31 protein-coding genes, 1 tRNA gene and 1 pseudogene are annotated in these 26,170 nt (G+C 64.1%); 24 read left to right on the top strand and 9 right to left on the bottom strand.

What is annotated here, in order from left to right; all coding sequences use genetic code 11:
* Positions 1–71 precede the first annotated feature (71 nt).
* Complete coding sequence (locus ACMUJL_RS02960; protein ID WP_375570561.1) at positions 72–833, top strand: heme-dependent oxidative N-demethylase family protein; 762 nt, start codon at positions 72–74, stop codon at positions 831–833.
* Here the strand turns inward: ACMUJL_RS02960 and ACMUJL_RS02955 are convergent, their stop codons facing one another.
* The 4 genes from ACMUJL_RS02955 to ACMUJL_RS02940 all read right to left on the bottom strand — a co-directional run bounded on the left by ACMUJL_RS02955 (position 834) and on the right by ACMUJL_RS02940 (position 4,830).
* Positions 834–1,640 carry a lytic murein transglycosylase gene (locus ACMUJL_RS02955; protein WP_375570563.1) on the bottom strand — a complete coding sequence of 269 codons (807 nt, stop codon included), beginning with the start codon at positions 1,638–1,640 and terminating at the stop codon, positions 834–836.
* Positions 1,641–1,725: 85 nt separating this feature from the next.
* On the bottom strand, positions 1,726–2,739 hold the full coding sequence (locus tag ACMUJL_RS02950; protein WP_416914111.1) for a hypothetical protein: 1,014 nt from the start codon (positions 2,737–2,739) through the stop codon (positions 1,726–1,728).
* 316 nt (positions 2,740–3,055) lie between these two features.
* Positions 3,056–4,462, bottom strand: coding sequence for a type I glutamate--ammonia ligase (glnA, locus tag ACMUJL_RS02945; protein WP_068292864.1), 1,407 nt, complete (start codon positions 4,460–4,462; stop codon positions 3,056–3,058).
* 29 nt (positions 4,463–4,491) lie between these two features.
* Positions 4,492–4,830, bottom strand: a complete 339-nt coding sequence (locus ACMUJL_RS02940; protein ID WP_068292860.1) for a P-II family nitrogen regulator — start codon at positions 4,828–4,830, stop codon at positions 4,492–4,494.
* Between the two features lie 233 nt (positions 4,831–5,063).
* Here ACMUJL_RS02940 and ACMUJL_RS02935 point away from each other — a divergent pair, with 233 nt between their 5' ends.
* Positions 5,064–5,675 (top strand): NAD(P)H-hydrate epimerase, encoded by a 612-nt coding sequence (locus ACMUJL_RS02935; protein WP_375570567.1) that lies wholly within the window; start codon positions 5,064–5,066, stop codon positions 5,673–5,675.
* 43 nt (positions 5,676–5,718) lie between these two features.
* The gene (locus tag ACMUJL_RS02930; RefSeq protein ID WP_375570569.1) at positions 5,719–6,579 is read left to right on the top strand and encodes an NAD(P)H-hydrate dehydratase; all 861 of its coding nucleotides are present in this window, start codon (positions 5,719–5,721) and stop codon (positions 6,577–6,579) included.
* A gap of 19 nt (positions 6,580–6,598) precedes the next feature.
* Here the strand turns inward: ACMUJL_RS02930 and ACMUJL_RS02925 are convergent, their stop codons facing one another.
* Entirely contained in the window at positions 6,599–7,072 is a 474-nt protein-coding gene (locus ACMUJL_RS02925) for a Hint domain-containing protein (protein ID WP_375570571.1), read from the bottom strand.
* Positions 7,073–7,420: 348 nt separating this feature from the next.
* Between ACMUJL_RS02925 and ACMUJL_RS02920 the strand changes: the two genes are divergently transcribed.
* From ACMUJL_RS02920 to ACMUJL_RS02910, 3 genes are all read left to right on the top strand, one after another.
* Positions 7,421–7,505 (top strand) — tRNA-Leu (locus ACMUJL_RS02920).
* Between the two features lie 24 nt (positions 7,506–7,529).
* Positions 7,530–8,864, top strand: coding sequence for a trigger factor (gene tig, locus ACMUJL_RS02915; protein WP_068292855.1), 1,335 nt, complete (start codon positions 7,530–7,532; stop codon positions 8,862–8,864).
* A gap of 165 nt (positions 8,865–9,029) precedes the next feature.
* On the top strand, positions 9,030–9,446 hold the full coding sequence (locus tag ACMUJL_RS02910; RefSeq protein WP_068292854.1) for a DUF1330 domain-containing protein: 417 nt from the start codon (positions 9,030–9,032) through the stop codon (positions 9,444–9,446).
* A 104-nt stretch (positions 9,447–9,550) separates the two neighbouring features.
* On the opposite strand, the gene rplI is transcribed toward ACMUJL_RS02910, so the two are convergent.
* Genes rplI through rpsF form a run of 3 tightly spaced genes read right to left on the bottom strand, consistent with a single transcriptional unit; the run spans position 9,551 to position 10,848 of the window.
* Positions 9,551–10,135 carry a 50S ribosomal protein L9 gene (gene rplI, locus ACMUJL_RS02905; RefSeq protein ID WP_416914110.1) on the bottom strand — a complete coding sequence of 195 codons (585 nt, stop codon included), beginning with the start codon at positions 10,133–10,135 and terminating at the stop codon, positions 9,551–9,553.
* 12 nt (positions 10,136–10,147) lie between these two features.
* Positions 10,148–10,375, bottom strand: a complete 228-nt coding sequence (gene rpsR, locus ACMUJL_RS02900) for a 30S ribosomal protein S18 (RefSeq protein WP_068292848.1) — start codon at positions 10,373–10,375, stop codon at positions 10,148–10,150.
* A 29-nt stretch (positions 10,376–10,404) separates the two neighbouring features.
* Entirely contained in the window at positions 10,405–10,848 is a 444-nt protein-coding gene (rpsF, locus tag ACMUJL_RS02895) for a 30S ribosomal protein S6 (protein ID WP_068292846.1), read from the bottom strand.
* A gap of 286 nt (positions 10,849–11,134) precedes the next feature.
* On the opposite strand from rpsF, the gene ACMUJL_RS02890 reads away from it, so the two are divergent.
* A complete protein-coding gene (locus ACMUJL_RS02890; protein ID WP_068292844.1) occupies positions 11,135–11,650 on the top strand; it encodes a hypothetical protein in 516 nt (171 codons plus the stop codon).
* 149 nt (positions 11,651–11,799) lie between these two features.
* Complete coding sequence (locus ACMUJL_RS02885) at positions 11,800–12,381, top strand: YceI family protein (protein WP_375570577.1); 582 nt, start codon at positions 11,800–11,802, stop codon at positions 12,379–12,381.
* An 80-nt stretch (positions 12,382–12,461) separates the two neighbouring features.
* Here the strand turns inward: ACMUJL_RS02885 and ACMUJL_RS02880 are convergent, their stop codons facing one another.
* Positions 12,462–13,682: a cytochrome b/b6 domain-containing protein gene (locus ACMUJL_RS02880; protein WP_375570579.1), complete on the bottom strand. Its 1,221-nt coding sequence runs from the start codon at positions 13,680–13,682 to the stop codon at positions 12,462–12,464.
* A gap of 199 nt (positions 13,683–13,881) precedes the next feature.
* Here ACMUJL_RS02880 and fabD point away from each other — a divergent pair, with 199 nt between their 5' ends.
* From fabD to ACMUJL_RS02800, 16 genes and pseudogenes are all read left to right on the top strand, one after another.
* Positions 13,882–14,826 (top strand): ACP S-malonyltransferase, encoded by a 945-nt coding sequence (gene fabD, locus ACMUJL_RS02875; RefSeq protein ID WP_375570581.1) that lies wholly within the window; start codon positions 13,882–13,884, stop codon positions 14,824–14,826.
* Positions 14,827–14,829: 3 nt separating this feature from the next.
* Positions 14,830–15,567, top strand: coding sequence for a 3-oxoacyl-[acyl-carrier-protein] reductase (gene fabG / locus ACMUJL_RS02870; RefSeq protein WP_068292833.1), 738 nt, complete (start codon positions 14,830–14,832; stop codon positions 15,565–15,567).
* Between the two features lie 228 nt (positions 15,568–15,795).
* Positions 15,796–16,029, top strand: a complete 234-nt coding sequence (locus tag ACMUJL_RS02865) for an acyl carrier protein (protein ID WP_068293114.1) — start codon at positions 15,796–15,798, stop codon at positions 16,027–16,029.
* A 219-nt stretch (positions 16,030–16,248) separates the two neighbouring features.
* Entirely contained in the window at positions 16,249–17,508 is a 1,260-nt protein-coding gene (gene fabF, locus ACMUJL_RS02860; protein WP_375570584.1) for a beta-ketoacyl-ACP synthase II, read from the top strand.
* On the top strand, positions 17,508–18,674 hold the full coding sequence (gene mltG, locus ACMUJL_RS02855) for an endolytic transglycosylase MltG (protein ID WP_375570586.1): 1,167 nt from the start codon (positions 17,508–17,510) through the stop codon (positions 18,672–18,674). The genes fabF and mltG overlap by 1 nt, the downstream gene beginning before the upstream one ends.
* A gap of 216 nt (positions 18,675–18,890) precedes the next feature.
* Positions 18,891–19,253, top strand: a complete 363-nt coding sequence (locus ACMUJL_RS02850) for a hypothetical protein (protein WP_375570588.1) — start codon at positions 18,891–18,893, stop codon at positions 19,251–19,253.
* Positions 19,165–20,535: a DNA-packaging protein gene (locus tag ACMUJL_RS02845; RefSeq protein WP_375574029.1), complete on the top strand. Its 1,371-nt coding sequence runs from the start codon at positions 19,165–19,167 to the stop codon at positions 20,533–20,535. The genes ACMUJL_RS02850 and ACMUJL_RS02845 overlap by 89 nt, the downstream gene beginning before the upstream one ends.
* Positions 20,536–20,666: 131 nt before the next feature.
* On the top strand, positions 20,667–21,872 hold the full coding sequence (locus tag ACMUJL_RS02840) for a phage portal protein (protein ID WP_068292821.1): 1,206 nt from the start codon (positions 20,667–20,669) through the stop codon (positions 21,870–21,872).
* Complete coding sequence (locus ACMUJL_RS02835; RefSeq protein WP_375570590.1) at positions 21,869–22,135, top strand: GTA head formation protein, RCAP_rcc01685 family; 267 nt, start codon at positions 21,869–21,871, stop codon at positions 22,133–22,135. The genes ACMUJL_RS02840 and ACMUJL_RS02835 overlap by 4 nt, the downstream gene beginning before the upstream one ends.
* Before the next feature lie 11 nt (positions 22,136–22,146).
* A complete protein-coding gene (locus tag ACMUJL_RS02830) occupies positions 22,147–22,704 on the top strand; it encodes an HK97 family phage prohead protease (RefSeq protein WP_068292815.1) in 558 nt (185 codons plus the stop codon).
* 38 nt (positions 22,705–22,742) lie between these two features.
* Complete coding sequence (locus ACMUJL_RS02825; RefSeq protein ID WP_375570594.1) at positions 22,743–23,948, top strand: phage major capsid protein; 1,206 nt, start codon at positions 22,743–22,745, stop codon at positions 23,946–23,948.
* Between the two features lie 108 nt (positions 23,949–24,056).
* Positions 24,057–24,671, top strand: a complete 615-nt coding sequence (locus ACMUJL_RS02820; protein ID WP_375570596.1) for a head-tail connector protein — start codon at positions 24,057–24,059, stop codon at positions 24,669–24,671.
* Positions 24,668–25,006: a head-tail adaptor protein gene (locus ACMUJL_RS02815; RefSeq protein ID WP_068292810.1), complete on the top strand. Its 339-nt coding sequence runs from the start codon at positions 24,668–24,670 to the stop codon at positions 25,004–25,006. Before ACMUJL_RS02820 ends, ACMUJL_RS02815 begins: the two co-directional genes overlap by 4 nt.
* Positions 25,003–25,413, top strand: coding sequence for a DUF3168 domain-containing protein (locus tag ACMUJL_RS02810; RefSeq protein ID WP_375570598.1), 411 nt, complete (start codon positions 25,003–25,005; stop codon positions 25,411–25,413). The genes ACMUJL_RS02815 and ACMUJL_RS02810 overlap by 4 nt, the downstream gene beginning before the upstream one ends.
* 25 nt (positions 25,414–25,438) lie before the next feature.
* A complete protein-coding gene (locus ACMUJL_RS02805; protein ID WP_375570600.1) occupies positions 25,439–25,852 on the top strand; it encodes a phage major tail protein, TP901-1 family in 414 nt (137 codons plus the stop codon).
* Between the two features lies 1 nt (position 25,853).
* Positions 25,854–26,168: pseudogene (locus tag ACMUJL_RS02800) on the top strand (gene transfer agent family protein); the annotation flags it as partial.
* Between the last annotated feature and the right edge of the window lie 2 nt (positions 26,169–26,170).

Here is a 26,170-nt window from a genome sequence, read left to right as displayed (position 1 = left end):
CTTTGCGCGGCAAGGGCTGTCCCTTCCCAAACCGACTTGCGGACAGGTCGTTTTTTGGAACAGATGGCACCATGACACCGATCCTTCAGACACGCCTCGGCTATGATCCAACCCATCACAAGCCACTGCCGGGCATCGCGCCCATGGATCCTGCGGACTGGATCATCGTCGATGATGCCCATGCCCGGCAGATGGCGGAGCGGGCGCGTCTTCTGGCCGAAAAGCGCGACAAGGTCATTGCCATGGACGAAGGCGCGCGCCCTGCGGCGGCAGAGCTTCTGGATGCGGTGCTGGACGTCCTGGCAGCACGCGCGGATCACGCTGTCGGGGCAGGGCAGGTGCGTCGCCCGGATGGTGTGACGGTCGCCATAGATCGCGACGATCCGATGGGCACCTTGGGCCATCTGGTGCAACAGGATCTGTGCCTGATGGAAAAGCGCGGTGACGAACATGTCCTGACCGCTGCGGTGCTGTGCTTTCCGGCAAGCTGGACGCTGGAGGAAAAGTTCCTGCGCCCGCTGATCGGGATACATCTGCCGGTCGCCGAGTATGACGCGACCATGGCGCGGCGGGTGCAACGCCTGTTCGACGGCGTGCAGGTGGGCCGCCCGCTGTGGCGGTTCAACGCCCTGTGGTATGTCGACCCAACCCTGCATCAGCCCCGCCGCGAGAATGACCGCAGGATCGAGCGCGGCGCACGAAGCGCCGACTACCTGCGAACCGAGCGTCAAAGTCTTGTCCGTCTGCCGCAAAGCGGCGCGGTTGTCTTCGGCATTCACACCAGCGTGCTGGCGCGTGACGTGGTGCAGGGGTTGTGGCCGGCCGCAGTGTGATCAGTTGTCGATGCGGCGGGCCATGATGGCGATGGCCTTCTGGTAGACGCCGGCCGCGTTCCATTCCTTGATGACACGGAAATTCGGCTCTCCCTCCTGGTAGCCCTTGCCGGGTTGCCAGCCTTTCTGGCGCAGGAAATTCGCTGTCGATGCAAGGGCATCGGTCATGTTGTTCATGTCGATGCGGCCGTCACCATTGGCATCGACCGCATAGGTCACCACATTGCCCGGCAGGAATTGGGTATGTCCCAGTTCGCCATGTTTCGCGCCGATGGATTGCGGGGTGATCGTGCCACGATCCACCAGTTGCAGGGCTGCGATCGTATGCCCCGCGAAGAAGTCCGAGCGGCGGCAGTCATAGGCCAGCGTGGCAATCGCGGACACGACATTGCTGTCGCCCATGAAATTGCCGAAAGCCGTTTCCATGCCATGAATGGCGATGATCACGCCTGCGGGCACCCCATATTGCCGCTCCAGCGCCTGGTAGAAGGCGGCATCGCGCGCCTTGCGGCGTTTGCCCTGCGCGACAATCGTATCCGCGCCACGCACCTGCATGAATTTCTCAAGCGTGTAGCCAAAGCTTTTCTGATTGCGGTCGGCTGCGATGGTGCGGGTCGCGTAGGTGGTGCCGGCCAGTGCCGCAAGCCCGCGTTCGCCAACCCCGGCCCGCGCCGCGATCTTTGCGAAATCCCGTTTCCATGCCTCGTATCCGGCGGCGGTATTGCCGCATTGCGCGGCCAGCACCGGGGTGGCGCAGCCAAGCCCCACAACGAAAGCAATGAATGATCTTGTGATTGATTTACGCATCTTGTGACACACCCGAACGCTTTTGCCGAAAGCCTAGCCGCCTGTCAGGCGGCTGGCAATCGGATTGGCGCGCGGATGTGCCGGATCAGAGCGGCAGGTAGGCCAGAAGCTGACCGATGACGGGCAGAGTGCCGAGGGTCGCAACGACGGTTTCGATCATGCCCAGTTTTGCCATGCCGGCAAACAACCCGGTCAGGCCCAGGGCCGTCAGGGCAAGGCGCAGGTCTTCGCCGCGCAGAAGGTTGTAGACCATCAGGGCAATGCCGACCGGGACCGAGATCAGGCTGACAGTCAACGAGATCGCCCATGTCGCCACGCGCGATGTGGTGCTTGGCTCATCCGTCAAGGCATGAGCGTCATAGGCGGCATCGGCCGTCTTTGCCGTCGCGGAAGGCGTATCGCCTGAAGCCGGGGTCATGCCGGTCTCGGTGTCGCGGTTGAACACCGCCCGCAGATAGGGAAGGCCGGCGGTGTCCACACGGGCCGGTGCGGCCTCGGGGGTTTCATCGGTGCGGGTCTGGCTTTCCAGGCGTTCGCAGGTGTCTTCGATATCGGGAAAGAGGCGTGACACGGTGGCTTCACCTTTCTGGTTCAGCGGCAAGACGGGCGTGGGGCGCTTGCGTCTGTCCGTTTCGTTCTGCCCATGGGCGGCACGATCCGCCGCCGACACACGGCGGGGCGTCACCTTTTCCAGCACGGACAGGAAAGAGGATGTCGACAGCATCATGTCGGGCTGCAGCCATTGCACGTAGTCCGGGTCAAGCACCTGCGCCAGTTCAAGGGTGGCCAGTGCAAGGGCGGAATGGGCCGTCGCGGTGGAGCGTTCCGCCTCGCGCAGGCTGGGCAGGTCCGAGGGCAGCTTGACGATGGTGACCGTCAGGGTCTGGGTGACGCTGTTGACCTTCAGATCCGCGTCCTGTTCCGGCGCGAATGCATCGCTCATGGCCATGTCCATGGACTGCATGCCGCCGGGCTGGTTCCCCTCGCGGTGGTTTTCCAAGGTGTTCATGTGCAATTCGAAACCGCCCAGGCCCATCTTGAGGTGACCCTGTGACATCATCTCGGACAGGCCGACACGGAAACCGCGCCCGCCCAGCACACGTTCAAGGCGGGTCGCAAGCAGCGGAAGATCAAGGGGTCTCGTACCGAGAAAAACCAATCCAGACGTGCACCGAGTGTTGTCCATATGCATGACAGCCTCCGCGGGGAATTTCCAACCCCCCATTTATGCTTAAGGAAATGGGGCATTTTTTGTTCCAAATCTGGTAAGCTTGGGGCGCGGCGCCTGAATCCGTGAATTTGGCGGTGTCGCCTGCCACGGTTTCGCCCAGAAACGGGAAAGGGCGCCCCGAAAGGCGCCCTTTTTGTGACTTTGGTTGGTTTTCCGCGACTCGGTCGTCGCGGAACTGCCCTGATCAGCAGCTGTAGTAGTTCTTGAACTCGACCGGGTGCGGAGTCATGTCGTACTCTTCGACTTCTTCCATCTTCAGGCCGATATAGGCCATGATCTGGTCCTTCGTGAACACGTCGCCAGCCAGCAGATAGTCCATGTCCTTCTGCAGCTCCTCCAGCGCCTCGCGGAGCGAACCGCAGACGGTGGGGATGCCGGCCAGCTCTTCCGCGGGCAGGTCATAGAGGTTCTTGTCCATGGCTTCGCCCGGATCGATCTTGTTCTTGATCCCGTCAAGGCCAGCCATCAGCAGAGCCGAGAACGCCAGGTAGGGGTTGGCCGCCGGATCGGGGAAACGGGCTTCGACGCGCTTTGCCTTCGGGCTTTCCGTCCACGGAATACGAACGCAACCCGACCGGTTGCGTGCCGAATAGGCGCGCAGAACGGGGGCCTCGTAACCGGGCACCAGACGCTTGTAGCTGTTGGTGGTCGGGTTGGTGAAGGCGTTCAGCGACTTGGCGTGCTTCAGGATGCCGCCGATGAAATACAGCGCCTCCTGGCTCAGGTCGGCGTATTTGTCGCCTGCGAACAGCGGCTTGCCGTCTTTCCAGATCGACATGTTCACGTGCATCCCCGAGCCGTTGTCGCCCTTGATCGGCTTCGGCATGAAGGTTGCCGAACGGCCATAGGCCAGCGCGACGTTGTGGATGACGTACTTGTACTTCTGGATGTTGTCGGCCTGCTCGGTCAGCGTGCCGAAGATCATGCCCAGCTCGTGCTGCGAGGTCGCAACTTCGTGGTGGTGCTTGTCGACCTTCATCCCCATGCGCTTCATGGTGGACAGCATTTCCGAACGGATGTCCTGACCATCATCGGCGGGGTTGACCGGGAAATAGCCGCCCTTGTAGCCGGGGCGGTGGCCGGTGTTGCCCATTTCGAATTCGGTGTCGGTGTTCCATGCGGCATGATCCGCATCCACCTGGTACGAGACCTTGTTCGGGGTGACGGAGTAGCGCACGTCGTCGAACAGGAAGAATTCTGCCTCGGGGCCGAAATAGGCGCTGTCGCCGATGCCGCTGGACTTCAGATAGGCTTCTGCCTTCTCTGCGGTGCCGCGCGGGTCGCGGTCATAGGATTCGCCGGTGTCCGGTTCCACGACCGAGCAATGGATGCAGATGGTCTTCTCGGCGTAGAACGGATCGATGTACACGCTGTCGGTGTCGGGCATGAGTTTCATGTCCGATGCCTCGATCGACTTCCAGCCGGCGATCGACGAACCGTCGAACATGAAGCCTTCCTCAAGGAAGTCTTCGTCGACCAGATCGGCAACCACAGTCACGTGCTGCAGCTTGCCGCGCGGATCGGTGAAGCGAATGTCGACATATTCGACATCCTCGTCCTTGATCAGTTTGAGAACTGCGTTCTTGCTCATTCCCTAATCCCTTTCGTTTTGTGGGTAGATTACAGCGCGTCCGAACCGGATTCACCGGTACGGATGCGGATGGCCTGTTCGACCGGGCTGACGAAGATCTTGCCGTCGCCGATCTTGTCCGTCTTGGCCGCATCGATGATCGCTTCGATGGCGGCATCGACCAGATCGTCATCGAGGACAACCTCGATTTTCACCTTGGGCAGGAAGTCGACGACGTATTCCGCGCCGCGATACAGTTCCGTGTGCCCCTTCTGACGGCCAAATCCCTTGACCTCGATCACCGAAAGACCCTGGACGCCCGCGTCCTGAAGGGCTTCTTTGACTTCATCCAGCTTGAACGGCTTGATGATCGCTTCGATCTTTTTCATCCAGGGTCTCCTCGCCTATGCTGCACAGGGGTCAGACCATTTATGCAGGGGTGCCACAATCGGGCAGCGAGTGCATTGCGAACCGAGATGGCGGGATTTCTGCAAGATGATCAAAAATTGTGCAGAAAGATCAAAAACCGGGCGGAAAAAGAACGATGTGGGGCGAAATGAACGGAATCCTTACGGCTGAGCAGATGCGACTGCTTGAAAAAACGGCAATGGAGTCGGGGCGCGTGACCGGGCAAGCCCTGATGCAACGTGCCGGAGAGGGCGTCATCGCTGCCGCATTGCGCGAGTGGCCCGCCCTGGTGCCCGGCGTGCATCACGCGCTGATCCTGTGCGGTCCGGGCAACAATGGCGGCGACGGTTATGTCATTGCTCGCGGATTGCTGCGCCGAGGCTGGCAGGTCCGGCTTTGCGCCGTGCGCGCGCCCAAGGCGGGCGGGGATGCGGCGGCCATGGCGCATGAATGGCGGGCGGCCGGGAGAGGGGTTCTTCCGATGGAGGATTGCCCCGATGTGCTGGCTGATCTTGTGTCACGGGCGGCGGGTCAGCCCGTGATTGTGTTCGATGCGGTGTTGGGGATCGGTCAGGGGCGGTGTACCGATGATATCCTGGCACCCTGGTCGCGGGCCAGACACAGCGTGATGAAGGCCGCGCCCGACGCGCGGCTGCTTGCAGTGGCGGTGGACGTCCCCACAGGCTACGATTGCGATACGGGTCGTCCATTGGGGCGGCATCCTTTTGCCGCTGACCTTGTCGTGACCTTTCATGCCCGCAAGCCTGTGCACGCGGTTCTGGACAGGGCCGGGATCAGGACGGTTGTGGTGCCGATCGGATTGTGACGCCATGATGTGCAAGTGCCCTGCGCGACGGAAAGGATAACCCATGGACCGTGCCCCCCGGACCTATTCCATGACACAGGACCTGCGTGATCGCCTGCGCAAGCCTGTGATGGGCCATAAATATATGCAAGGCCACGCGCTGATCCTGTCGGGCGGGCCTGGGCGCAGCGGTGCGGCCCGGCTGGCGGCGCGCGGGGCTTTGCGCGTGGGGGCAGGGTTGGTGACGCTGGCCGTGCCGCCGGCGGCACAGCCCGAAGTGGCGGCCCAGATCACGGCGATCATGCTGCGCAGCCTCCACGATCCCGCCGATCTGGACGCGATGCTGGCCGATCCGCGGATCAATGCGCTGTGCCTTGGGCCGGGATTTGGGCTGTCTGATGTCGAGGCGGGCCATCTGGGCGCGGCGCTGCGTGCGGCCCGCGCCACGGTGCTGGATGCCGATGCCCTGACGCTGCTGGCCCGGGACAAGGGGCTGCGGCGCGCGTTGCATGCAGGCTGTCTTCTGACCCCCCATGACGGAGAGTTCCTGCGCCTCTTCCCGGATTGTCGCGACGATCTGGACCATGACAAGGGGCGCACGGCCGCGCTGCGCAGGGCGGCGGCGCAATTGGGCTGCACCATCCTGCTGAAAGGTCCGGCCACGCTGGTGGCCCGGCCCGATGGGCAGGTCTGGCGGCATCCCGCCGCGACGGACGGGGCATTGGCCTGGCTGGCGACGGCGGGGTCGGGCGATGTCCTTGCGGGGGTCATCACCGGGCTGCTGGCGCGCGGGTTTGCAGCGGGGGATGCGGCCAACTTGGGCACCTGGTTGCATGCGCAGGCCGCGCGCCGTTTCGGTCCGGGCCTGATTGCCGAGGATCTGCCCGAAGCGCTGCCCGGCGTGTTCAGGGATATTGGGGTGTAGGGGACAGAATGCGCGCGCGTCAGGCCGCCAGCATGGCGTCGGACATGGGCGCGCAGAGCGTTTCCAGCCCGTCTGCATAGACGATCTGCAGGGTTTCAAGCTGCAGCTGCACCATCGTCATCTCGATCCCCGTCAACAGCGCAAGCCCCGGCAATCCGGGGCAGGCGCGGGGCAGATCGCCCGCGGGCAGAATGCACGATGACTGGCCCGATGCGGCAAGGGCGAGGGGGCCGCGCAGAAGGATGGGCTGTTCCGTGGCCACAATCGTATCCGTTCCCGGCATCTGGGCGCCAAGCGCGCCTGCCGCGATGGTCAGGAAATCGCCGGCCCGCCGATGAAAGGCGATGCCCGACAGGCGGACCAGCCCCGTGTTGCGGGTGATGATCCTGTCGCCTTGTCCCAGAAGCTCGACCGGGATCGCACCTTCTGCGGTCAGCACGATGGTCCCGGCAACCAGCGCCGTTTGCAGGGGTGGGGGGAATGCCATGCTCATGCGCGTATCACGCCGCAAAACCTGCGGATCAAGGCATATTCGAATGCAAAGCTGCGGCGTCCCGGCATCGGGGCGGTGTCCTGTCTCATGGTCTCTGCTCGTTTTCTTTTTTTACGCAGCATAGGTGAATTTGCCGTGAATGTCCTGCGGATTTTTGGAACACCCGGACGAAAGCCTGCGCCGGATCGGCCCGGTGCGGGACAGCCTTGCCTGAACGGCCCGGACCGGCCTTGATACCTTGGCCAAGAGGCGATTTTTCCTCTCGCATCCCTTATCAGGGTTTGCTAGACAGCGCCGGAACCGCGGGCAGCCTCCATTTCCGGATGGGGTTGCCTGCGTTTGGTTTTCGCGGGTGTGGCGAAATTGGTAGACGCACCAGATTTAGGTTCTGGCGCCGCAAGGCGTGGGGGTTCAAGTCCCTCCACCCGCACCAGAGATATGGAAAAGGACGAGAAGAATGCAGGTCACCGAGACCCTGAAAGACGGCCTCAAGCGTGAATACGAGATCATCGTGACAGCCGCAGAGCTGGAAGCGAAGGTCAACGAGAAACTGGCCGAGGCCCAGCCCGAAGTGGAAATGAAGGGCTTTCGCAAGGGCAAGGTGCCGATGGCGCTGCTGAAAAAGCAGTTCGGCCCCCGGATTCTGGGTGAAGCGATGCAGGAAAGCGTCGATGGCGCCATGAACCAGCATTTCGAAACCACCGGCGATCGTCCGGCCCTGCAGCCGCAGGTGACCATGGTCGATGGCGAAACCTGGAAAGAGGGCGACGACGTCAAGGTCAAGATGGCCTATGAAGCCCTGCCCGAGATCCCCGAGCTGGACATGAGCGGCGTCAAGCTGGAGCGTCTGGTCGCCAAGGCCGACGATGCGGCCATCGACGAGGCGCTGGCCTCGCTGGCCGAGACCGTGCAGGATTTCGCGGATCGCAAGAAGGGCACCAAGTCCAAGGACGGTGACCAGGTCGTGATCGATTTCGTCGGCAAGGTCGATGGTGAGGCCTTTGAAGGCGGTTCCGCCGAAGACTATCCGCTGGTCCTGGGCTCGGGTTCCTTCATCCCCGGCTTCGAAGAGCAGCTGGTCGGCGTGAAAGCCGGCGAGGAAAAGGCCGTGACGGTCAATTTCCCGGATGAATATGGCGCAGCCCATCTGGCCGGCAAGGAAGCCGTGTTCGATTGCACCGTGAAGGCGGTCAAGGAACCCAAGGCCGCAGCCATCGATGACGAACTGGCCAAGAAGTTCGGCGCCGAGGATCTGGCTGCCCTGAAAGGTCAGATCGCCGAGCGTCTGGAAGCCGAGTATGCCGGTGCCGCCCGTGCCATCGTCAAGCGTGGCCTGCTGGATGCACTGGACGGTCTGGTCAAGTTCGACCTGCCCCCCAGCCTGGTCGAGGCCGAGGCGAACCAGATCGCGCATCAGCTGTGGCACGAGGAAAACCCCGACGTGCACGATCACAACCACGACAAGATCGAGCCGACGGACGAGCACAACAAGCTGGCCGAGCGTCGTGTGCGCCTGGGCCTGCTTCTGGCCGAAACCGGTCGCAAGGCCGAGATCGAAGTGACCGATGCCGAGATGACCCAGGCGGTGATGGCGCAGGCGCGTCAGTATCCGGGCCAGGAGCGTCAGTTCTTCGAATTCATTCAGCAGAACGCCCAGATGCAGCAGCAGCTGCGCGCGCCGATCTTCGAGGACAAGGTCGTGGACCACATCCTCGGCATGGCTGCGGTGACCGACAAAGAGGTCAGCAAGGACGATCTGCAGAAAGCCGTCGAGGCGCTGGACGAGGAGTGATCCCGTCGCATGTCAGCGCCTTGGCGCTGATCACAGGAACAGGGGCCACCTTTCGGGGTGGCCCTTTTCATTAGGGTGGAAGCGTGGCATCCGACGGCCTTCCTTGACCCTGTGCCGCAGTTGCGGCCAGATGAGGGCGATTGCAGATCAAGGAGCGCGCCCCGGATGGATCATACAGGCTTTACCGCAGAGGATTTTCGCGCCTTTCGGGACAACGACAGGCCCGGACCGATCCATATGATCAACCTGGTCCGGCTGCATGCGCAAGCCCGCTATGACGATGGGCGCAAGGCCACAGGGGCCGAGGCCTATGCCGCATATGGAAAGGGGGCCGCACCTGTGCTGGCCCGTTTGGGCGGGCGGATCGTCTGGCGCGGGGCGATGGAGCTGATGTTGATCGGCCCGACCGAAGAACGATGGGATCTGTGCTTTATTGCCGAATACCCGTCGGTTGCGGCCTTTGTCGAAATGATCAAGGACCCGGACTATCGCGAAGCCATGGTGCATCGCCAGGCGGCGGTGGCAGACAGTCGGCTGATCCGCACCGCACCCTTGCCCCTTGGCGAGAATTTCGCGGGCTGACGGGCAGGGCCGTCGCCACCGGGCCGTCGCAACCGGGCATGAAAAAACCGCGCAGGGTGGGCCTGCGCGGTTTCCAGGGTAAGGTGTCTTGCGACAGATGAGCCTTAGCGGCCCATGTCCTCACCGTCTTCGTTCGCAGCGCCGATCTCGTCGAAGAGTTCGGAGATTTCAAATTCCGCTTCGGCTTCGGCTTCGGCGGCCAGTTCCTGGATCGATTTGCCGGCTGCCTGCAGCTCGGCTTCTTCGGTGGAACGCGCAACGTTCAACTGGATCGTCACTTCGACTTCGGGGTGCAGCGTGACGCTGACGTCATGCAGGCCCAGGTCCTTGATCGGGCGGGTCAGCACGATCTGCTTGCGATCCACGGTGAAACCGCCGGCTTCGGCTGCTTCAGCCGCGTCACGGGGCGTGACGGAACCGTAAAGCGCGCCGCCATCCGATGCGGAGCGAATCACGATGAAGACCTGACCGGCCAGGCGTTCGCCCAGGGCTTCGGCTTCCTTGCGGGTCTCAAGGTTCTGCGCTTCGAGTTGCACCTTGCGGGCTTCGAAATCGGCGATGTTGCGCTCGGAAGCGGTCAGCGCCTTGCCCTGGGGCAGCAGGTAGTTGCGGGCGAAGCCGGGCTTGACGTTGACGACGTCGCCCATCTGGCCCAGCTTGGCCACGCGCTCGAGAAGGATAACTTGCATCTGCTTTTCTCCTTACTTCACGGCATAGGGCAGCAGGGCGAGGAAGCGGGCGCGCTTGATGGCGCGCGACAGCTCACGCTGCTTCTTTGCCGAAACGGCGGTGATGCGGGACGGCACGATCTTGCCACGCTCGGAAATGTAGCGCTGCAGCAGACGGGTGTCCTTGTAGTCGATCGCGGGTGCGTTGTCGCCCGAGAAGGGGCAGACCTTGCGGCGACGGAAAAACGGTTTGGTAGCCATGGTTTAGCGTCCTTTGTTCTGGCGTTTGATCAACGGCGTTCGCGGCGTTCACCGCCACGGTCACCACGGTCACCACGGTCGCCACGATCCGGGCGGTCACCACGGTCGCCGCGCTCGGGGCGGTCGCCACGATCACCACGGTCGCGGTCGTCACGCTTCTGCATCTGCACCGAGGGGCCCGCGACATGTTCATCGACCTTGATGGTCAGAACGCGCATGACGTCGTCATGCAGGCGCATCAGGCGCTCCATCTCCTGCACGGCGGTTGCCGGTGCATCGGTGCGCAGCAGGGCATAGTGACCCTTGCGGTTCTTGTTGATCTTGTAGGCCATCGTCTTGACGCCCCAGTACTCGTGATCAACGACGGTGCCGCCGTTGTCAGCCAGAACTGTGCCGAAATGTTCGATGAGACCCTCGGCCTGCGTGTTCGACAGGTCCTGACGGGAAATGAAGACATGCTCGTAAAGCGGCATGTGCACTCCTTGTTTTTCAAGCGCATTTCATAGGAGGGCCGATCCTTCCGCGACCCATCCACGAGAGACTGCGCGGTTCAACGAAACTGCGGAAGGAAGGCGGCCTATACGATGCTTCCGTGCCCGTGGCAAGCGCCAAGGCGACCTGTCGGTGCATGCGGGTGGCCGGGTCGGCGACCGCCAAGGTTGCATCATGGCATGGGGCGTGACCCGAGTTCTTCGGATTTGTGCCGTACTGCTGCCTTTTTTGCCGCCAAGGATGGTCAAGTAGTACGGAGGAAGTGAAATGGTATCCTTTTCAGATGTTTTGCCGGTCGGATCTGTCATGTCGCCCGCCACGGGTGACCCGCACAGCGCCGGAGCCGCAGCAAAAAGGGCGCCGCGCCATGGATGGCGGGCCCTGTCCGGTCTGTCGCGCTTCGCCGGCGTGGTGCTGATGCTGGCTGCGGTCGGTATCTGGCTGATGTCGGGATCGCTCTGGGATGCCGAGATGATGTTGCTGCGCCTCGGTGTGTCGGTGGTCTTCATGTGCCTTGGGCTGGCGCTGCTGCATGCCGGTCGCAGAACGGCGCGCGACGAGATCCACCTTGACCAGCGTGCCCGCGAACTGCGCCATGTCCGGCGGGGCCATGACGGCATCGCCCGGGTGCGTCAGCGGCTTTCGCTGCATGACCTGTCCGAGGTCGTGATCGACGAGGACCGGCTTCTGCTGCGCGGGACCTGCGGTCGGATCCTGCTGGAGCTGTCGGGGATGGACCGGGACCAGCTGTTGGCGATCCAGCAGCAGGTCAAGGCCGCCTGAACCTGCCCGGCGCCCGCCGGGCAAGGCGGACAACCTGAAGGGTTGTTCATCTTCTCACAGGGGATGTGGTTTCATGCGGAGTTGTAGCCGGGGCAAAAGGCGGCAACTTGAGGCGATGTGAAAACCCGTCCTCAAGGAGATGACCCCAGATGAAAACCACGCTCGCCGCAATCGGACTTGCCGCTGCCCTGACCGCCGCACCGGCATTCGCCGCCCCTGAAAAATACATGCTGGATTCCAGCCACAGCCAGATCCTGTTTTCCTACAACCACCTCGGCTATTCCACGACCTGGGGCATGTTCTCGGGGTTTGCCGGCGAGATCATGTTCGATCAGGAAGATCCCGCCAATTCCAGCGTGAGCGTGTCGATGCCCGTCATGTCGATGATGACAGGTTGGGAAGAGCGTTTTGCGCATTTCATGTCCGCTGATTTCTTCGGCGCGACCGAAGACGAGATGGTCACCTTCACCTCGACCGGTATCGAAGTGACCGGCGACAACACCGCCCTGATCACCGGCGATCTGACCTTGAACGGTGTGACCAAGTCGGTCGTGCTGGATGCCAAGCTGAACCAGGCAAGTGATCACCCGATGGCAAATCAGCCCTGGGCTGGCTTTGATGCCACCACCACGCTGCTGCGCAGTGATTTCAATGTCGGCGCTTTCGCACCTTTCGTCAGCGACGAAGTGACGATCCAGATCTCGATCGAGGCGATGAAGGCCGCCGAATAATCGGTCCCCCATACCCGCAACGCAAAAGGCCGCCGGAATGTCCGGCGGCCTTTTTTCATGGGCGGGTGGTCAGTGTCGCGTCAGTCGGCGGGCCCCGCGCGCTGCGCTGTCAGATTGACCGCAATATCGACACCATAAGCCAGCGTGCCTTCTTCGGTCACGCTGCCGCCGATGCCGAAATCGCGGCGATCCAGTGTCAAGGTGCCGGTCATCTGGGCCTGGTCGTCCGACAGGACCAGATCGAAGGGCAGGGCGACCGGCACGGCATTTCCCTTGATCGTCAGCGTGCCGTCTGCCACGAAACCCGCGTCGCGGCGCATGATGTCGCCCTCGAACACGGCGCGCGGATGCGTCGCCTCGTCGAAGAAATCACCGCCCATCGCCTGGCCCGTGACAGAGCCCAGCGAAAGGGACGCGATCGTGACCTCGACCCGGACGCGGCCGTTCACCTGCTGCGAAGGATCGTCGGCAAAGCTGATCTGTGCGGTCCAGTCTGTGAATTCGCCCTGAACCGGGCTGCCCATCTGGCGGATCGTCAGGGCCAGCGTGCCTTGCCGGACCTGCCAGTCGCCGGGGGCGGCCGCCACCGGGGCAGGGCTGGCCGGTGCTGTGACCGACATCAGCGCAGGTGCCGCGCCCGCCGAGATGATGCCAACCCAGATCAGGCTTGCCGCCAGCAGCGGCAGCGCATGGCCCGGTTGCGTGGTGCTGGGGCTTTGGCGCACGATCGCGCGCGGCAGCATCCGGCGCAACGTGTCATCGCGATCGACCAGATGGTGTTTCAGCGCGCCTGCCACATGCAGCAGAATGGCAACGATCAGCACGCGCGAGGACAGGAAATGGATCGCGTCAGCGGCATCCGCGACCAGCGTGCTTTGTGGCACGAAGGGCAGGGTCTGTCCCAGCGGCCACCAGATAGGCGCGAACCCTGTGGTTGCGGCATGGTGCACCCAGCCCGACAGCGGCGTGATCAGCATAGCCCCGTAAAGCAGCCAGTGAACGATGCCCGCCAGCGTCGCCTCGGCCTTTCGCGCGCCATTCAGAAGTCCCGGACGCGGTTGCATCAGCGCCCAAATGATGCGCCCAAGGGCCGTGAGGAACGCGGCGATCCCGATGGTCTTGTGCAGGGAAAACAGCAGCGTCGTCTGCGCGATCAGCGCGGTTTCGCCGGCTGCGATCCGATGCGCCAGGTCTGTGGCGATCAACCCCAGCGGGATGGCGGACAGGATCAGGAATGCGGTCAGCCAGTGAAATGTCTTGGTCACGCTGCCATAGGTCTCGGCCGTGTTGGTGCGGGGCATGGAGGGGTCCTCTTACTGGTTACGTCGTGGAAACTTAGGCGGTTGCGTCCACGGGGCCAATCTGCCCAGCCGCACAGGCTTGGTGCAGCAATGCGCTGGGGCGTTGCGCAGAGGGCCTTGGCGCGGTATTCGGGCCGGATCGGATGAACAAGACCGCACAGGGCCGGGGGCCTTCATGCGGCATGACGGAGGGGACAGCATGAGCAGAGCCTATGTATTTCCGGGCCAGGGCGCGCAGGCCATCGGCATGGGGCGCGACCTGGCGCAGGCCTATCCCGCGGCAAAAGCCGTGTTCGACGAGGTGGACGATGCCCTGGGCGAAAAACTTTCCGCCCTGATCTGGGAGGGCAATCAGGACGAGCTGACGCTGACACAGAACGCGCAGCCTGCGCTGATGGCGACCTCGATGGCCGTTGTGCGCGCGCTTGATGCCGAGGGTGTCAAACTGAGCGATGCGGGGTTCGTGGCGGGCCATTCGCTGGGTGAATATTCCGCACTTGCTGCGGCGGGTGCCCTGAGCGTGGCGGATGCCGCGCGGTTGTTGCGCACGCGCGGCCGCGCCATGCAGGACGCGGTGCCGGTCGGTGTGGGCGCCATGGCGGCCTTGCTGGGGCTGGACTTCGACGGCGCCAGGGCTGTGGCCGAGGAGGCCGCGCAAGGCCAGGTCTGCCAGGCCGCGAATGACAACGATCCGGGGCAGGTCGTGGTGTCGGGGCACCTGGCCGCCGTCGAACGCGCGGTCGAGATCGCGCGCGGTCGTGGCGCCAAGCGGGCCGTGATCCTGCCCGTCAGCGCACCTTTTCATTGCGCACTGATGCAGCCCGCCGCCGAGGTCATGCGCGCAGCCCTGGCGGATGTGACGCTGAACGTTCCCGTCGTGCCGCTGGTCGCCAATGTGCGCGCCGAAGCGGTCAGCGACCCCGACCTGATCCGCGCGCTGCTGATCGAGCAGGTGACAGGGTCGGTCCGCTGGCGCGAAAGCGTGATGTGGATGGCCTGCGCAGGCGTCACCGAGATTTGGGAAGTGGGGGCAGGCAAGGCGCTGTCCGGCATGATCCGGCGGATCGCGCGGGACATCGAATGCCGCGCCATCGGCACCCCCGAAGATGTTGTCGCAGCGGTTGCTGCCCATACTCAAGGATGAGACATGTTTGATCTGACAGGAAAATGCGCGCTGATCACCGGCGCATCAGGCGGTATCGGCGGCGCGATTGCCCATGCGTTGCATGGTGCAGGCGCCACGGTGGCACTGTCCGGCACGCGCGTGGAACCCCTCGAGGCGCTGGCCGCCGAACTGGGAAGCCGCGCCCATGTGCTGCCCTGCAACCTGAGCGATGCCGCCGCCGTCGAGGCGCTGCCGAAACAGGCGATCGAGGCGATGGGCGCCGTCGACATCCTGGTCAACAACGCGGGCATTACCCGCGACCAGATCTTCATGCGCATGTCGGATGACGAATGGCAGAGCGTTCTGGATGTGAACCTGACCTCGACCATGCGCCTGTGCCGTGGCGTGATGCGCCCGATGATGAAGGCGCGGTGGGGCCGGATCATCAACATCTCGTCCATCGTGGGGGCGACGGGCAATCCCGGTCAGGCGAATTACGCGGCCTCGAAAGCCGGTATGGTGGGGATGACGAAATCCATCGCCTACGAGGTGGCAAGCCGCGGAATCACCGCCAACGCGGTCGCGCCCGGCTTCATCGCGACGGCCATGACCGACAAGCTGAACGATGATCAGAAGGCTGCGATCAATGCCAAGATCCCGGCGGCCCGCATGGGCATGCCCGAGGAAATCGCCGCTGCCGTATTGTACCTGGCCAGCCCCGAAGCGGGTTACGTCACGGGCACCACACTGCATGTGAATGGCGGGATGGCCATGATCTGATCCGGCGTATCGCCGGGCAGGGCCTGGCCCTGCGGTGAAAGCGTTTGCCAATGGCGCACCATGTGCTATAGGCCACGCAGATTTGCCGGGGGAGCCATTCAAGGTGCCCTTGGACGTCCTGCTTGCGGGATGACGAGCCGCCCGATACACAGGGCATCACGAAGTGCCGAGCCTGCGGGCAAGGGCAGACAAATGGGCAAAGCGCCCGAACGGTATGAGGACTTGGACATGAGCGATATCGCAGACCGCGTAAAGAAAATCGTGGTGGAACATCTGGGTGTGGACGAGGACAAGGTTGTCGAGAACGCCTCGTTCATCGACGATCTGGGCGCCGACAGCCTGGACACGGTCGAACTGGTGATGGCGTTCGAAGAAGAATTCGGCATCGAGATCCCGGATGACGCGGCAGAAACGATCCAGTCCTTCGGCGACGCGGTGAAATTCATCACCGAAGCCTCCTGAGGCGCGACTGACGTCACAATTCGGAAAAACCCCTGTCCGGTGGACGGGGGTTTTTTCATGTCCGTCTGTCGCGCCCCGAAACGGGCGCCGTGGATGCGCAAACGGCGCGCAGAGATTTGCCGGCGCCCGCGCCGCGGGGGTGTGGCCGCGCTCCCGCTCTTGCTCATGGGGGGGAAGGCGCGCTATGAGCACGAAGGAACATGAGGGAAGGGGTACGTCATGCGTCGAGTGGTTGTCACGGGGCTGGGCCTGGTCACACCTTTGGCTTGCGGTGTCGAGGAAACCTGGTCGCGTCTGCTGGCCGGGGAATCGGGCGCGGGTCCGATCACGCGGTTCGATCCGAGCAATGTGCTGACCTCCTATGCCTGCGAAATTCCTTTCGGCGATGGTAGCAACGGAACCTTCAACCCCGATGACTGGATGGAGCCGAAGGAACGGCGCAAGGTCGATGACTTCATCCTTTACGGCATGGCCGCCGCGACCCAGGCGGTCGAGGATTCCGGCTGGAAGCCCGAAGCCGAGGAAGACCGCCTGCGCACCGGCGTGATGCTGGGGTCGGGTATCGGCGGTCTGCAGTCGATCGAACAGACGACCCTTCTGATGAAGGAGAAGGGCGCGCGCCGCGTGTCGCCGTTCTTCATTCCCGGTGCGCTGATCAACCTGATCTCGGGTCAGGTCAGCATCCGCTATGGGTTCAAGGGGCCGAACCATGCGGTGGTGACGGCCTGTTCGACCGGGGCCCATGCCATCGGTGATGCCGCGCGGCTGATCCAGTGGGGCGATGCCGAGGTGATGGTGGCCGGCGGCGCCGAAGCCGCGATCTGCGAAATCGGGATCGCCGGTTTCAATGCCTGCAAGGCGCTGAGCACCAAGCGCGGTAATGACCCCAAGGCCGCCAGCCGGCCCTATGACTCGGACCGTGACGGATTCGTCATGGGCGAGGGCGCGGGCGTCGTGGTTCTGGAAGAATACGAACACGCCAAAGCACGCGGCGCGAAGATCTATGCCGAGGTTCTCGGCTATGGCCTGTCGGGCGATGCCTATCACATCACGGCCCCGGCCGAGGATGGCGACGGCGGATTCCGCTCGATGAAGGCCGCGCTGGAGCGCGCTGGTCTGAAACCCGCCGATATCGACTATATCAACGCGCATGGCACATCGACCATGGCCGATGTCATCGAATTGGCGGCAGTTGAACGCCTGCTGGGCGATGCGGCCCCGAATGTCACGATGAGTTCGACCAAATCCGCCACCGGCCATCTTCTGGGGGCGGCCGGAGCGATCGAGGCGATCTTCTCGATCCTCGCGATCCGCGACCAGGTGGCGCCGCCGACGATCAACCTTGATAACCCGGCCGTCGAGACGCCGATCGACCTTGCGCCTAACGCCAAGCGCCCGCGCAAGATCGACGTGGCCTTGTCCAATTCCTTCGGATTTGGCGGCACCAATGCCAGCGTGATCTTCGGAAAGGTCGGCTGATGTGGCGTCACATTGCCTCGAACGCGGTCACCTTTCTGATCGTGGCGGTCTTCCTGCTGGCCGGGGTGATCCTTTGGGGGCAGCGTGAGTATTCCGCACAGGGCCCACTTGACCAGGCCATCTGCCTTCAGGTCGAACGCGGCTCTTCCATCGCGCGCGTCAGCCGCAACCTGCAGGATCAGGGCGCCATCACCAATGCGCGGATCTTCCGGCTGGGTGCGGATTACAGCGAGAAATCCGACCAGCTGAAGGCCGGAAGCTTTCTGATTCCGCCTGGCACGGCGATGTCGGATATCGTCGATATCATCACCCGCGGCGGGCCAAGCACCTGCGGCACCGAGGTGGTCTATCGCATCGGGGTCAACAGCGCCTCGGTCGTGGTGCGCGAGCTGGATCCCGTCACGTCCCGTTACGAGGAAAAGGCCAGCTTCAACCCGGCCGAAGACGTGCCGCCGGCCGATTACACCCAGGTCCGTGCGCGCAACGACACCCGCTACCGTGTTGCCTTGGCGGAAGGGGTGACAAGCTGGCAGGTCGTCGACTCGCTGTCGCGCCTCGAAATCCTCGAGGGCGAGGTGACCGAGGTTCCCGCCGAGGGAACGCTGGCGCCTGACAGCTACGAAGTCATTCCCGGCCAGACGCGTGCCGATCTGCTGGCGCGGATGACCGCAGCGCAGCAGGGCATCCTGGCCGAAGCCTGGGCCAACCGTGTCGACGGGTTGCCGCTGGCCAGCCCCGAAGAGGCGCTGATCCTGGCCTCGATCATCGAGAAGGAAACCGGCGTGGCCGAGGAACGGCGGCAGGTGGCCTCGGTCTTCGTGAACCGACTGAACCGTGGCATGCGGCTGCAAACGGATCCGACGGTGATCTACGGCATCACCAAGGGTCAGGGCGTGCTGGGGCGCGGTCTGCGCCAGAGCGAGCTGCGCGGACAAACACCATGGAACACCTATGTGATCGAAGGGCTGCCGCCCACGCCCATCGCCAACCCGGGGCGGGCCAGCATCGAGGCAGCACTTGATCCCGACGACACGCCTTTCGTGTTCTTCGTCGCGGATGGCACGGGCGGTCACGCCTTTGCGGTGACGCTGGAAGAGCATAATCGCAACGTGGCCGAATGGCGCCGCATCGAGGCCGAGCGTGAAAGACAGGGCCAGTCCGACTGATCCAGTCGGGCCGCACCTGCGGTGGCTGTTAAGAATTTCTTAACAATATCGGGCGGTTGTCAGTTTCGATCTGTCCAGAAAACTTGACATTGCGCGCGCTCTAGCGTATAAGTTGTGAAAGCTGGAAGAAATGCGTGAACGGCGCCGGGGAAACCCGGTCGCCGTTTTTTCATGTCTTGCGGTCCGGGAAAACAAAAGCGAGGCACAGCAAGCATCATGTCAGAAACAGCCCCCCGCGCGGGGCCCGATGACCAATTGCACGACAGGTCAACGGCCTTGCAGGCCAGGATCGATCTCATCGACCTCCAGCTTGGGATCATGAAATCGGAACTCATCGACTACCAGTCCCGTTTTGTCGAAGGCGATCAGGGCGCGATCCGCGAGGGTGCGCGCCTGCTGTCCGACATTCGGTACTGGCTGAAACAAGCAAATGACGTGGAGACCGAAATTGAAACATATCGCAAGGCAGCTACAGGTATCGCCCATGAATATGCCATTGACTTCGACGCAGCACGAACTCAGCTCAGGTGCAGACTGGATCGCCTGCGAACCTGTCGAGGTCCAAAAATCGTTTCTTGACGAATTGGGCGAGGCCGAGATCCTCGCGCTGCCGTTCCTGTTCGATTTCTGGGCCATGCCGCATCAATTGCCACCGGATGGCAACTGGCGGTCATGGGTGATCATGGGCGGTCGCGGCGCGGGCAAGACGCGGGCCGGGGCGGAATGGATACGCGCCTGCGTGGAAGGCTCGCGCCCGATGGATAATGGTCGCTGCCGTCGCATCGCCCTGGTGGGCGAGACACTCGACCAGGTGCGCGAGGTCATGGTCTTTGGCGAAAGCGGTATCCTTGCCTGTTCGCCCCCCGATAGGCGGCCCGAGTGGCACGCCACGCGGCGCATGCTGATCTGGCCGAACGGAGCCACGGCGCAGGCCTTTTCCGCGCATGAGCCCGAATCCCTGCGCGGGCCGCAATTCGACGGCGCCTGGGTGGACGAACTGGCCAAGTGGAAGAAAAGCGCCGAGACATGGGACATGTTGCAATTCGCCCTGCGTCTTGGCGACGATCCGCAGGTTTGCATCACCACGACCCCGCGCAATGTGGGTGTTCTGAAAGAGCTTTTGAAACTGCCCAGCACGGTGGTGACCCACGCCCCGACCGAGGCGAACGCGGCCAACCTGGCCAGCTCTTTCCTGGAAGAGGTGCGGATCCGCTATGCGGGCACGCGCCTGGGGCGGCAGGAACTGGATGGTGTTCTGCTTGAGGATGCGGAAGGCGCGCTGTGGACGGGGGCGCAGCTGGAACAGGCGCGCGCGCCGGTCCTTCCCGAACTTGACCGTATCGTGGTGGCGGTCGATCCGGCCACGACCGGCCATGGCGGATCGGATGAATGCGGTATCGTTGCGGTGGGGGCGGTCACGCGCGGCCCGGTGCAGGATTGGCGCGCCTTTGTGCTTGAGGATGCCAGCATCGCAGGTGCCAGCCCCGCGCAATGGGCGCAGCGCGCCATCGCCGTGATGGAACGTTGGGGCGCGGAACGTCTGGTGGCCGAGGTCAACCAGGGCGGCGACATGGTCGAGGCGGTGATCCGTCAGGTTGATCCCCTGGTGCCCTTCCGCAAGGTCCATGCCTCGCGCGGCAAGGCGGCACGGGCCGAACCCGTGGCGGCCTTGTATGAACAGGGGCGGGTGTTCCATCACGGTCCGCTGGGTGATCTGGAGGACCAGATGTGCGCGATGACGGCGCAGGGCTATGTCGGCAAGGGCAGCCCGGACCGCCTTGATGCGCTGGTCTGGGCGCTGCACGAGCTGATCATCGCACCCTCGGCCCAATGGCGACGACCGCAGGTGCGCGCGCTCTGATCCGGAATTGTTAAGCTTTTCGTCAGATTGTCTGCACATCAGGTCGGACAACCCCTGCCGGCACGCCGAAGGCGGCGTTGGCGGGGGCGATCCGATCCGGCGCGAACAGCGGCAGGATCAGGGAGCAGGTCATGGTTTTTCAATTCCTCAAACGCGGTGGCGCGGATCAGGCAGCGCCCGAGCTGAAGGCCAGCGCCGCAGGTCCCGTGCTGGCCTTTCAGGGCGCGGGCCGCGTCGCCTGGAGCCCGCGCGACACCGTATCGCTGACACGGACGGGCTATACCGGCAATCCGGTGGGATTTCGCTGTGTCAAGCTGCTGTCCGAGGCGGCAGCGGCCTTGCCGCTGGTGCTGCAAGGGGCGGGGCGCCGTTTCGAGGCGCACCCCGTCTTGGCCCTGCTGGGCAATCCCAACCCCGCACAGGGCCGCGCCGAATTGCTCGAGGCGCTTTATGCGCAACTGCTGCTGACCGGCAATGGCTATCTGGAGCTGGTCACGACGGATGCGGGGGCGCTTGCCGAACTGCATGTGCTGCGCTCGGACCGCATGAGCCTGATCCCCGGCCCCGATGGCTGGCCGGTGGCCTATGATTACAACGTTGGCGGACGCAAGCATCGTTTCGATGTCAGCACGTCACTGGCCCCGATCTGCCATATCAAAAGCTTTCACCCGCAGGACGATCACTATGGCTTTTCGCCCTTGCAGGCAGCGGCGCAGGCGGTGGACGTGCACAATGCCGCCAGCCGCTGGTCCAAGGCGCTGCTGGACAATGCCGCGCGGCCATCGGGGGCGATCGTCTATCGTGGTGCCGAAGGGCAGGGCAGCCTGAGTGCGGATCAATACGACCGGCTGGTGTCCGAGATGGAAAGCCACCACCAGGGCGCGCGCAACGCGGGTCGGCCCATGCTGCTGGAGGGTGGTCTTGATTGGAAACCGATGGGTTTTTCGCCCTCGGACATGGAATTCCAGCAGACCAAGGAAAGTGCCGCGCGCGAGATCGCGCTGGCCTTCGGCGTGCCGCCCATGCTGCTGGGCATTCCGGGTGACGCGACCTTCGCCAACTACCAGGAAGCCAACCGCGCGCTCTATCGCCTGACGGTGTTGCCGATGGCCACGCGCGTTGTGGCTGCCCTTGCCGAATGGCTGTCGCGCTTCACCGGCGAGGCGCTGGATCTGCACCCCGATCTGGATCAGGTGCCCGCCCTTGCGGCCGAGCGAGACCTGCAATGGCGCCGCGTGGCCGATGCAACTTTTCTGACCGATGCGGAAAAGCGGGCGCTGCTTGGGCTTCCCGTGCTTTCGCTGGCCGGGCCTGACGGGCAGGAGGCTGCGGAATGAGCGATCCGCGCGCGGGCCACCGCGATCCGGGGCGTTATGGTTTCGAAGCCTTCGATTGCGCCCCCGCGCTGCGGCTGGAGGCCCACGAGCGGGTCTCGAACCTGCATGTCGAAGGGCTGAACCGGCGCGCCGAGAAACTCGAAGCCTTGATCGACAAGCTGGAAAAACGGCTGTGGCTGACGGTTTACGGCGTTGTGGCCGTGATCCTGGCAGAGGCGTTCCAGTCGATAATGACAGCGGCCCCCTTGGCGGGCCTGCCATGAAAGGACGATTGATGGATATGGAACTGGAGCGCAAGTTCTGCCAGCCCGGCATCGGGTTGCGGCTGACCACCGAGGGCACCGACCAGGTGATCGAGGGCTATGCCAGCCTGTTCGATGCGCCTGATCAGGGCGGTGATGTCGTGGCGCGCGGGGCTTACGCGGCCTCTCTCAAGGCGATGGCGGCGGAAGGGCGGCGCGTGCGGATGCTGTGGCAGCATGATCCGGCGCAGCCCATCGGCCTCTGGGACGAGGTGACCGAGGATGCGCGGGGTCTGCGGGTCAAGGGCCGTCTGCTGGACGGTGTCGCGCGCGGCCGCGAGGCGGCGGCGCTGATCGCGGCCGGTGCTATCGAGGGCCTGTCGATCGGTTATCGCACGATCCGGGCGACAAAGACCGCAGAGGGGCACAGGTTGCTGACAGAACTGGACCTGTGGGAAGTCTCTGTCGTGACCTTTCCCATGCTGCCTTCGGCGCGCGTGGCGGCCAAGGCCGACGGGCTGAATGATGCGGGGCTGCGCGATCTTGCAACCCTGTTCCGCGAGGGGCGACAGATCCTGGCACAAGGCTGATCGGGCCGGGCTCGGGCAACAACAGAAGGATGAAAACGATGACGACCGAGAAGATGTCTCGGACCGGGGAAGGTCTGTCCAACGACCTGTCTCCTACCGCCGGGCTGAAATCCGCAGTTACGGAATTCATGAGCGATCTTAGGGGCTTTCGGGCCGAAATTCACACAAGGCTTCAACAGCAGGAAGAGCGACTGACCATGCTTGATCAAAAATCCCGGACCATGCAGGCCCATACCGGTGCCCGCCCCATCCTGTCCCGCCATGCCGAGGGCGAGGCCCCGCATCAAAAGGCCTTCGCCGCCTATCTGCGCAATGGCGACGATGATGCGCTGCGCGGCCTGACCCTTGAAGGCAAGGCCATGTCGAGTGCTGTTGCGGGCGACGGCGGCTATCTTGTCGATCCCGAAACCGCGGGGCGCATCCAGTCCGTGCTGCACGCGGGCGCTTCACTGCGGGCGATCGCCAATGTCGTGCGGGTCGAGGCGACCTCGTATGATGTGCTGGTCGATCATTCCGACATCGGCCATGGCTGGGCCACCGAAACCGGCAGCACGGCGGAAACCGGCACGCCGGTGATCGACCGCATCACCATCCCGCTGCATGAACTCAGCGCCCTGCCCAAGGCCAGTCAGCGCCTGCTGGATGACAGCGCCTTTGACCTTGAAGGTTGGCTGGCGGGCCGTATCGCCGACCGTTTCGCCCGCGCCGAGGCTGCGGCCTTCGTCAGTGGCAATGGCATCGACAAGCCGCGCGGCTTCCTGACCCATGCCACGGTGGACAACGATGTCTGGGCCTGGGGCAACCTTGGGACCGTGCCCACCGGGGCCGATGGTGCCTTTGACGGGGCGGATGCCATCGTCGATCTGGTCTATGCCCTGGGCGCGCAATATCGCGCGGGTGCGGTCTTCGTGATGAATTCGAAAACTGCGGGTGCCGTGCGCAAGATGAAGGACAACGACGGGCGCTTCCTGTGGTCGGACGGTCTGGCCGCCGCCGAACCCGCGCGGCTGCTGGGGTACCCCGTGCTGATCGCCGAGGACATGCCCGACATCGCCAGCGGCGCCCATGCCATCGCCTTTGGTGATTTCGCGGCAGGCTACACCATCGCCGAGCGTCCCGATCTGCGGGTCCTGCGCGATCCCTTCAGCGCCAAGCCGCATGTGCTGTTCTACGCCACCAAGCGTGTCGGCGGCGATGTCAGCGATTTCGCCGCGATCAAGCTGCTGCGCTTCGCCGTCGCCTGATCCCTGTGACCGGAAGGCCGGATCTCCGGCCTTCCCATGCGCGTCCGGGTCCCGGTGGTCCGAGGACGGGTGCGGACCAACGCAGGTTGCGAGAACTGGAGATTTTCCATGATGTTGACGGAAGAAACGACGCTGCCTTCCGCAGGGCTGCCGCTGGCCACGTTCAAGGCGCATCTGCATCTGGGCACCGGCTTTGCCGAGGACAACCTGCAGGACCCACTGCTGGAGGGGTTCCTGCGTACGGCGATGGCTGCGATCGAGGCGCGGATCGGCAAGGTGCTGCTGGAGCGCGGTTTCGTTCTGGAACTGACCCGCTGGGCCGATCCGGCGGGTCAGCCGCTGCCCCTGGCCCCGGTGACCGAAGTGACTGCGGTAGTGCTGCGCGATGCACAGGGTGTCGAAAGCCCGGTGCCTGTCGCGCGCTGGCGTCTGGAACATGACATGCAGCGCCCCTGTCTGCGGGCCGCGGGCGGCGTCTTGCCAGCCATTCCGCAGGGCGGCCATGTCCTGTTGCGGTTCCGCGCGGGGCTGTCGGACGACTGGCCGGGCTTGCCCGCCGATCTGGCCCAGGCGGTTCTGTTGCTGGCGGCGCATTTCTACGAATACCGGCAGGACACCGGGCTTGGCAGCGGGTGCATGCCCTTCGGCGTGACCAGCCTGATCGAGCGTTATCGCAGCCTGCGCCTGTCCATGGGTGTGCCGGGTATCGGGGGACGGGCATGACCGGGGTCCATCTGCGCCGCCGCATGGCGCTGGAACAGCCCGCGCGCAGCCCGGACGGGGCGGGCGGCTTTGTCGAGACCTGGGTGACGCTGGGCGAGGTCTGGGTCGAGGTGAAGGCCATGCCGGGCCGCGAGGTCACGCAAGGTGGACAGACGCTGTCGCGCAACGCGCAGCGCATGGTGCTGCGCGCGGCCCCCCAGGGATCGGCCATGCGGCCGCGCCCCGATCAGCGCCTGCGCGAGGGCGCGCGCATCTTCACCATCCTTGCCGTCAGCGACAGCGATCCGACGGGCCGCTACCTGACCTGTTTCACCCAGGAAGAGGTGGCCCCATGAGCTATGCCGCCGCGGCCGCACTTCAGGCGGCCCTCTTTGCCCATCTGTCATCCGCCCCCGCGCTTGCGGCACTTCTGGATGGTGCGATCTATGACGCGTTGCCGGCAGGTCCTGTGCCGCCGCTATACCTGCTGCTGGGCCCAGAAGCTGCGCGCGACCGCTCCGACCAGACCGCGCGCGGGGCCGAGCATGACATTGTCCTGACGGTCATGACCGATGTCGCGGGGTTCCAGCAGGCCAAGCAGGTGGCCGCAGCGGTCTGCGATGTGCTGCTGGACCCTGATCTGGCGCTGGACCGGGGGCGGCTTGTCAGCCTGCATTTCCTGCGCGCCAACGCCCGCCGCGAGAGGTCGGGACAACGGCGCCGGATCGAGCTGACATTCCGCGCGCGGCTCGACGACATCTGAAATCTCAATCAACGGAGGGGTCGCCATGGGTGCCCAGAACGGCAAGGATCTTTTGATCAAGGTGGATCTGACCGGCGATGGTCAGTTCGAAACACTGGCGGGACTGCGCGCCACCCGCGTCAGCTTCAACGCGGAAAGCGTGGATGTGACCAGCCTGGAAAGCCAGGGGGGCTGGCGTGAACTGCTGGGCGGCGCCGGGGTCAAATCCGCCGCGATCAACGGATCGGGCGTGTTTCGCGACGCGGCCAGCGACGAACGCGCGCGCCAGATATTCTTTGACGGGGAAACCCCTGCCTTCCAGGTGGTGATCCCGGATTTCGGTATTGTCGAGGGCGCGTTCCAGCTGACCGGCATCGACTATGCCGGCAGCCACAATGGCGAGGCGACCTACGAGGTGGCATTGGCCTCGGCCGGTGCGCTGGTCTTCACGGCGCTCTGACATGGCCAATCCCTGGACGGGCGAGGTTGATCTGGTGATCGACGGTCAGACCCATGTGCTGAAACTGACCCTTGGTGCCCTGGCCGAGCTTGAGGCCGGACTGGGCGATGCCTCGCTTGTCGATCTCGTGGCACGCTTCGAGAGCGGCGGCTTTTCAAGCGGCGATGTTCTGGCCCTGATCGTGGCGGGCCTGCGGGGGGGCGGCTGGCGTGGGACCGCCGCCGACCTTCTGAGCGCCGAGATCGAAGGCGGGCCATTGGCGGCGGCGCGCACTGCCGCCGTGCTGCTGGTCCGCGCCTTCAGCCTGCCCGGTGAGGG

The sequence above is a fragment of the Seohaeicola sp. genome (assembly GCF_048006315.1).
Lineage (GTDB): Bacteria > Pseudomonadota > Alphaproteobacteria > Rhodobacterales > Rhodobacteraceae > Seohaeicola.
Note: the sequence above shows the minus strand (reverse complement) of the source record. Positions and strands in the feature narration are given on the sequence as shown.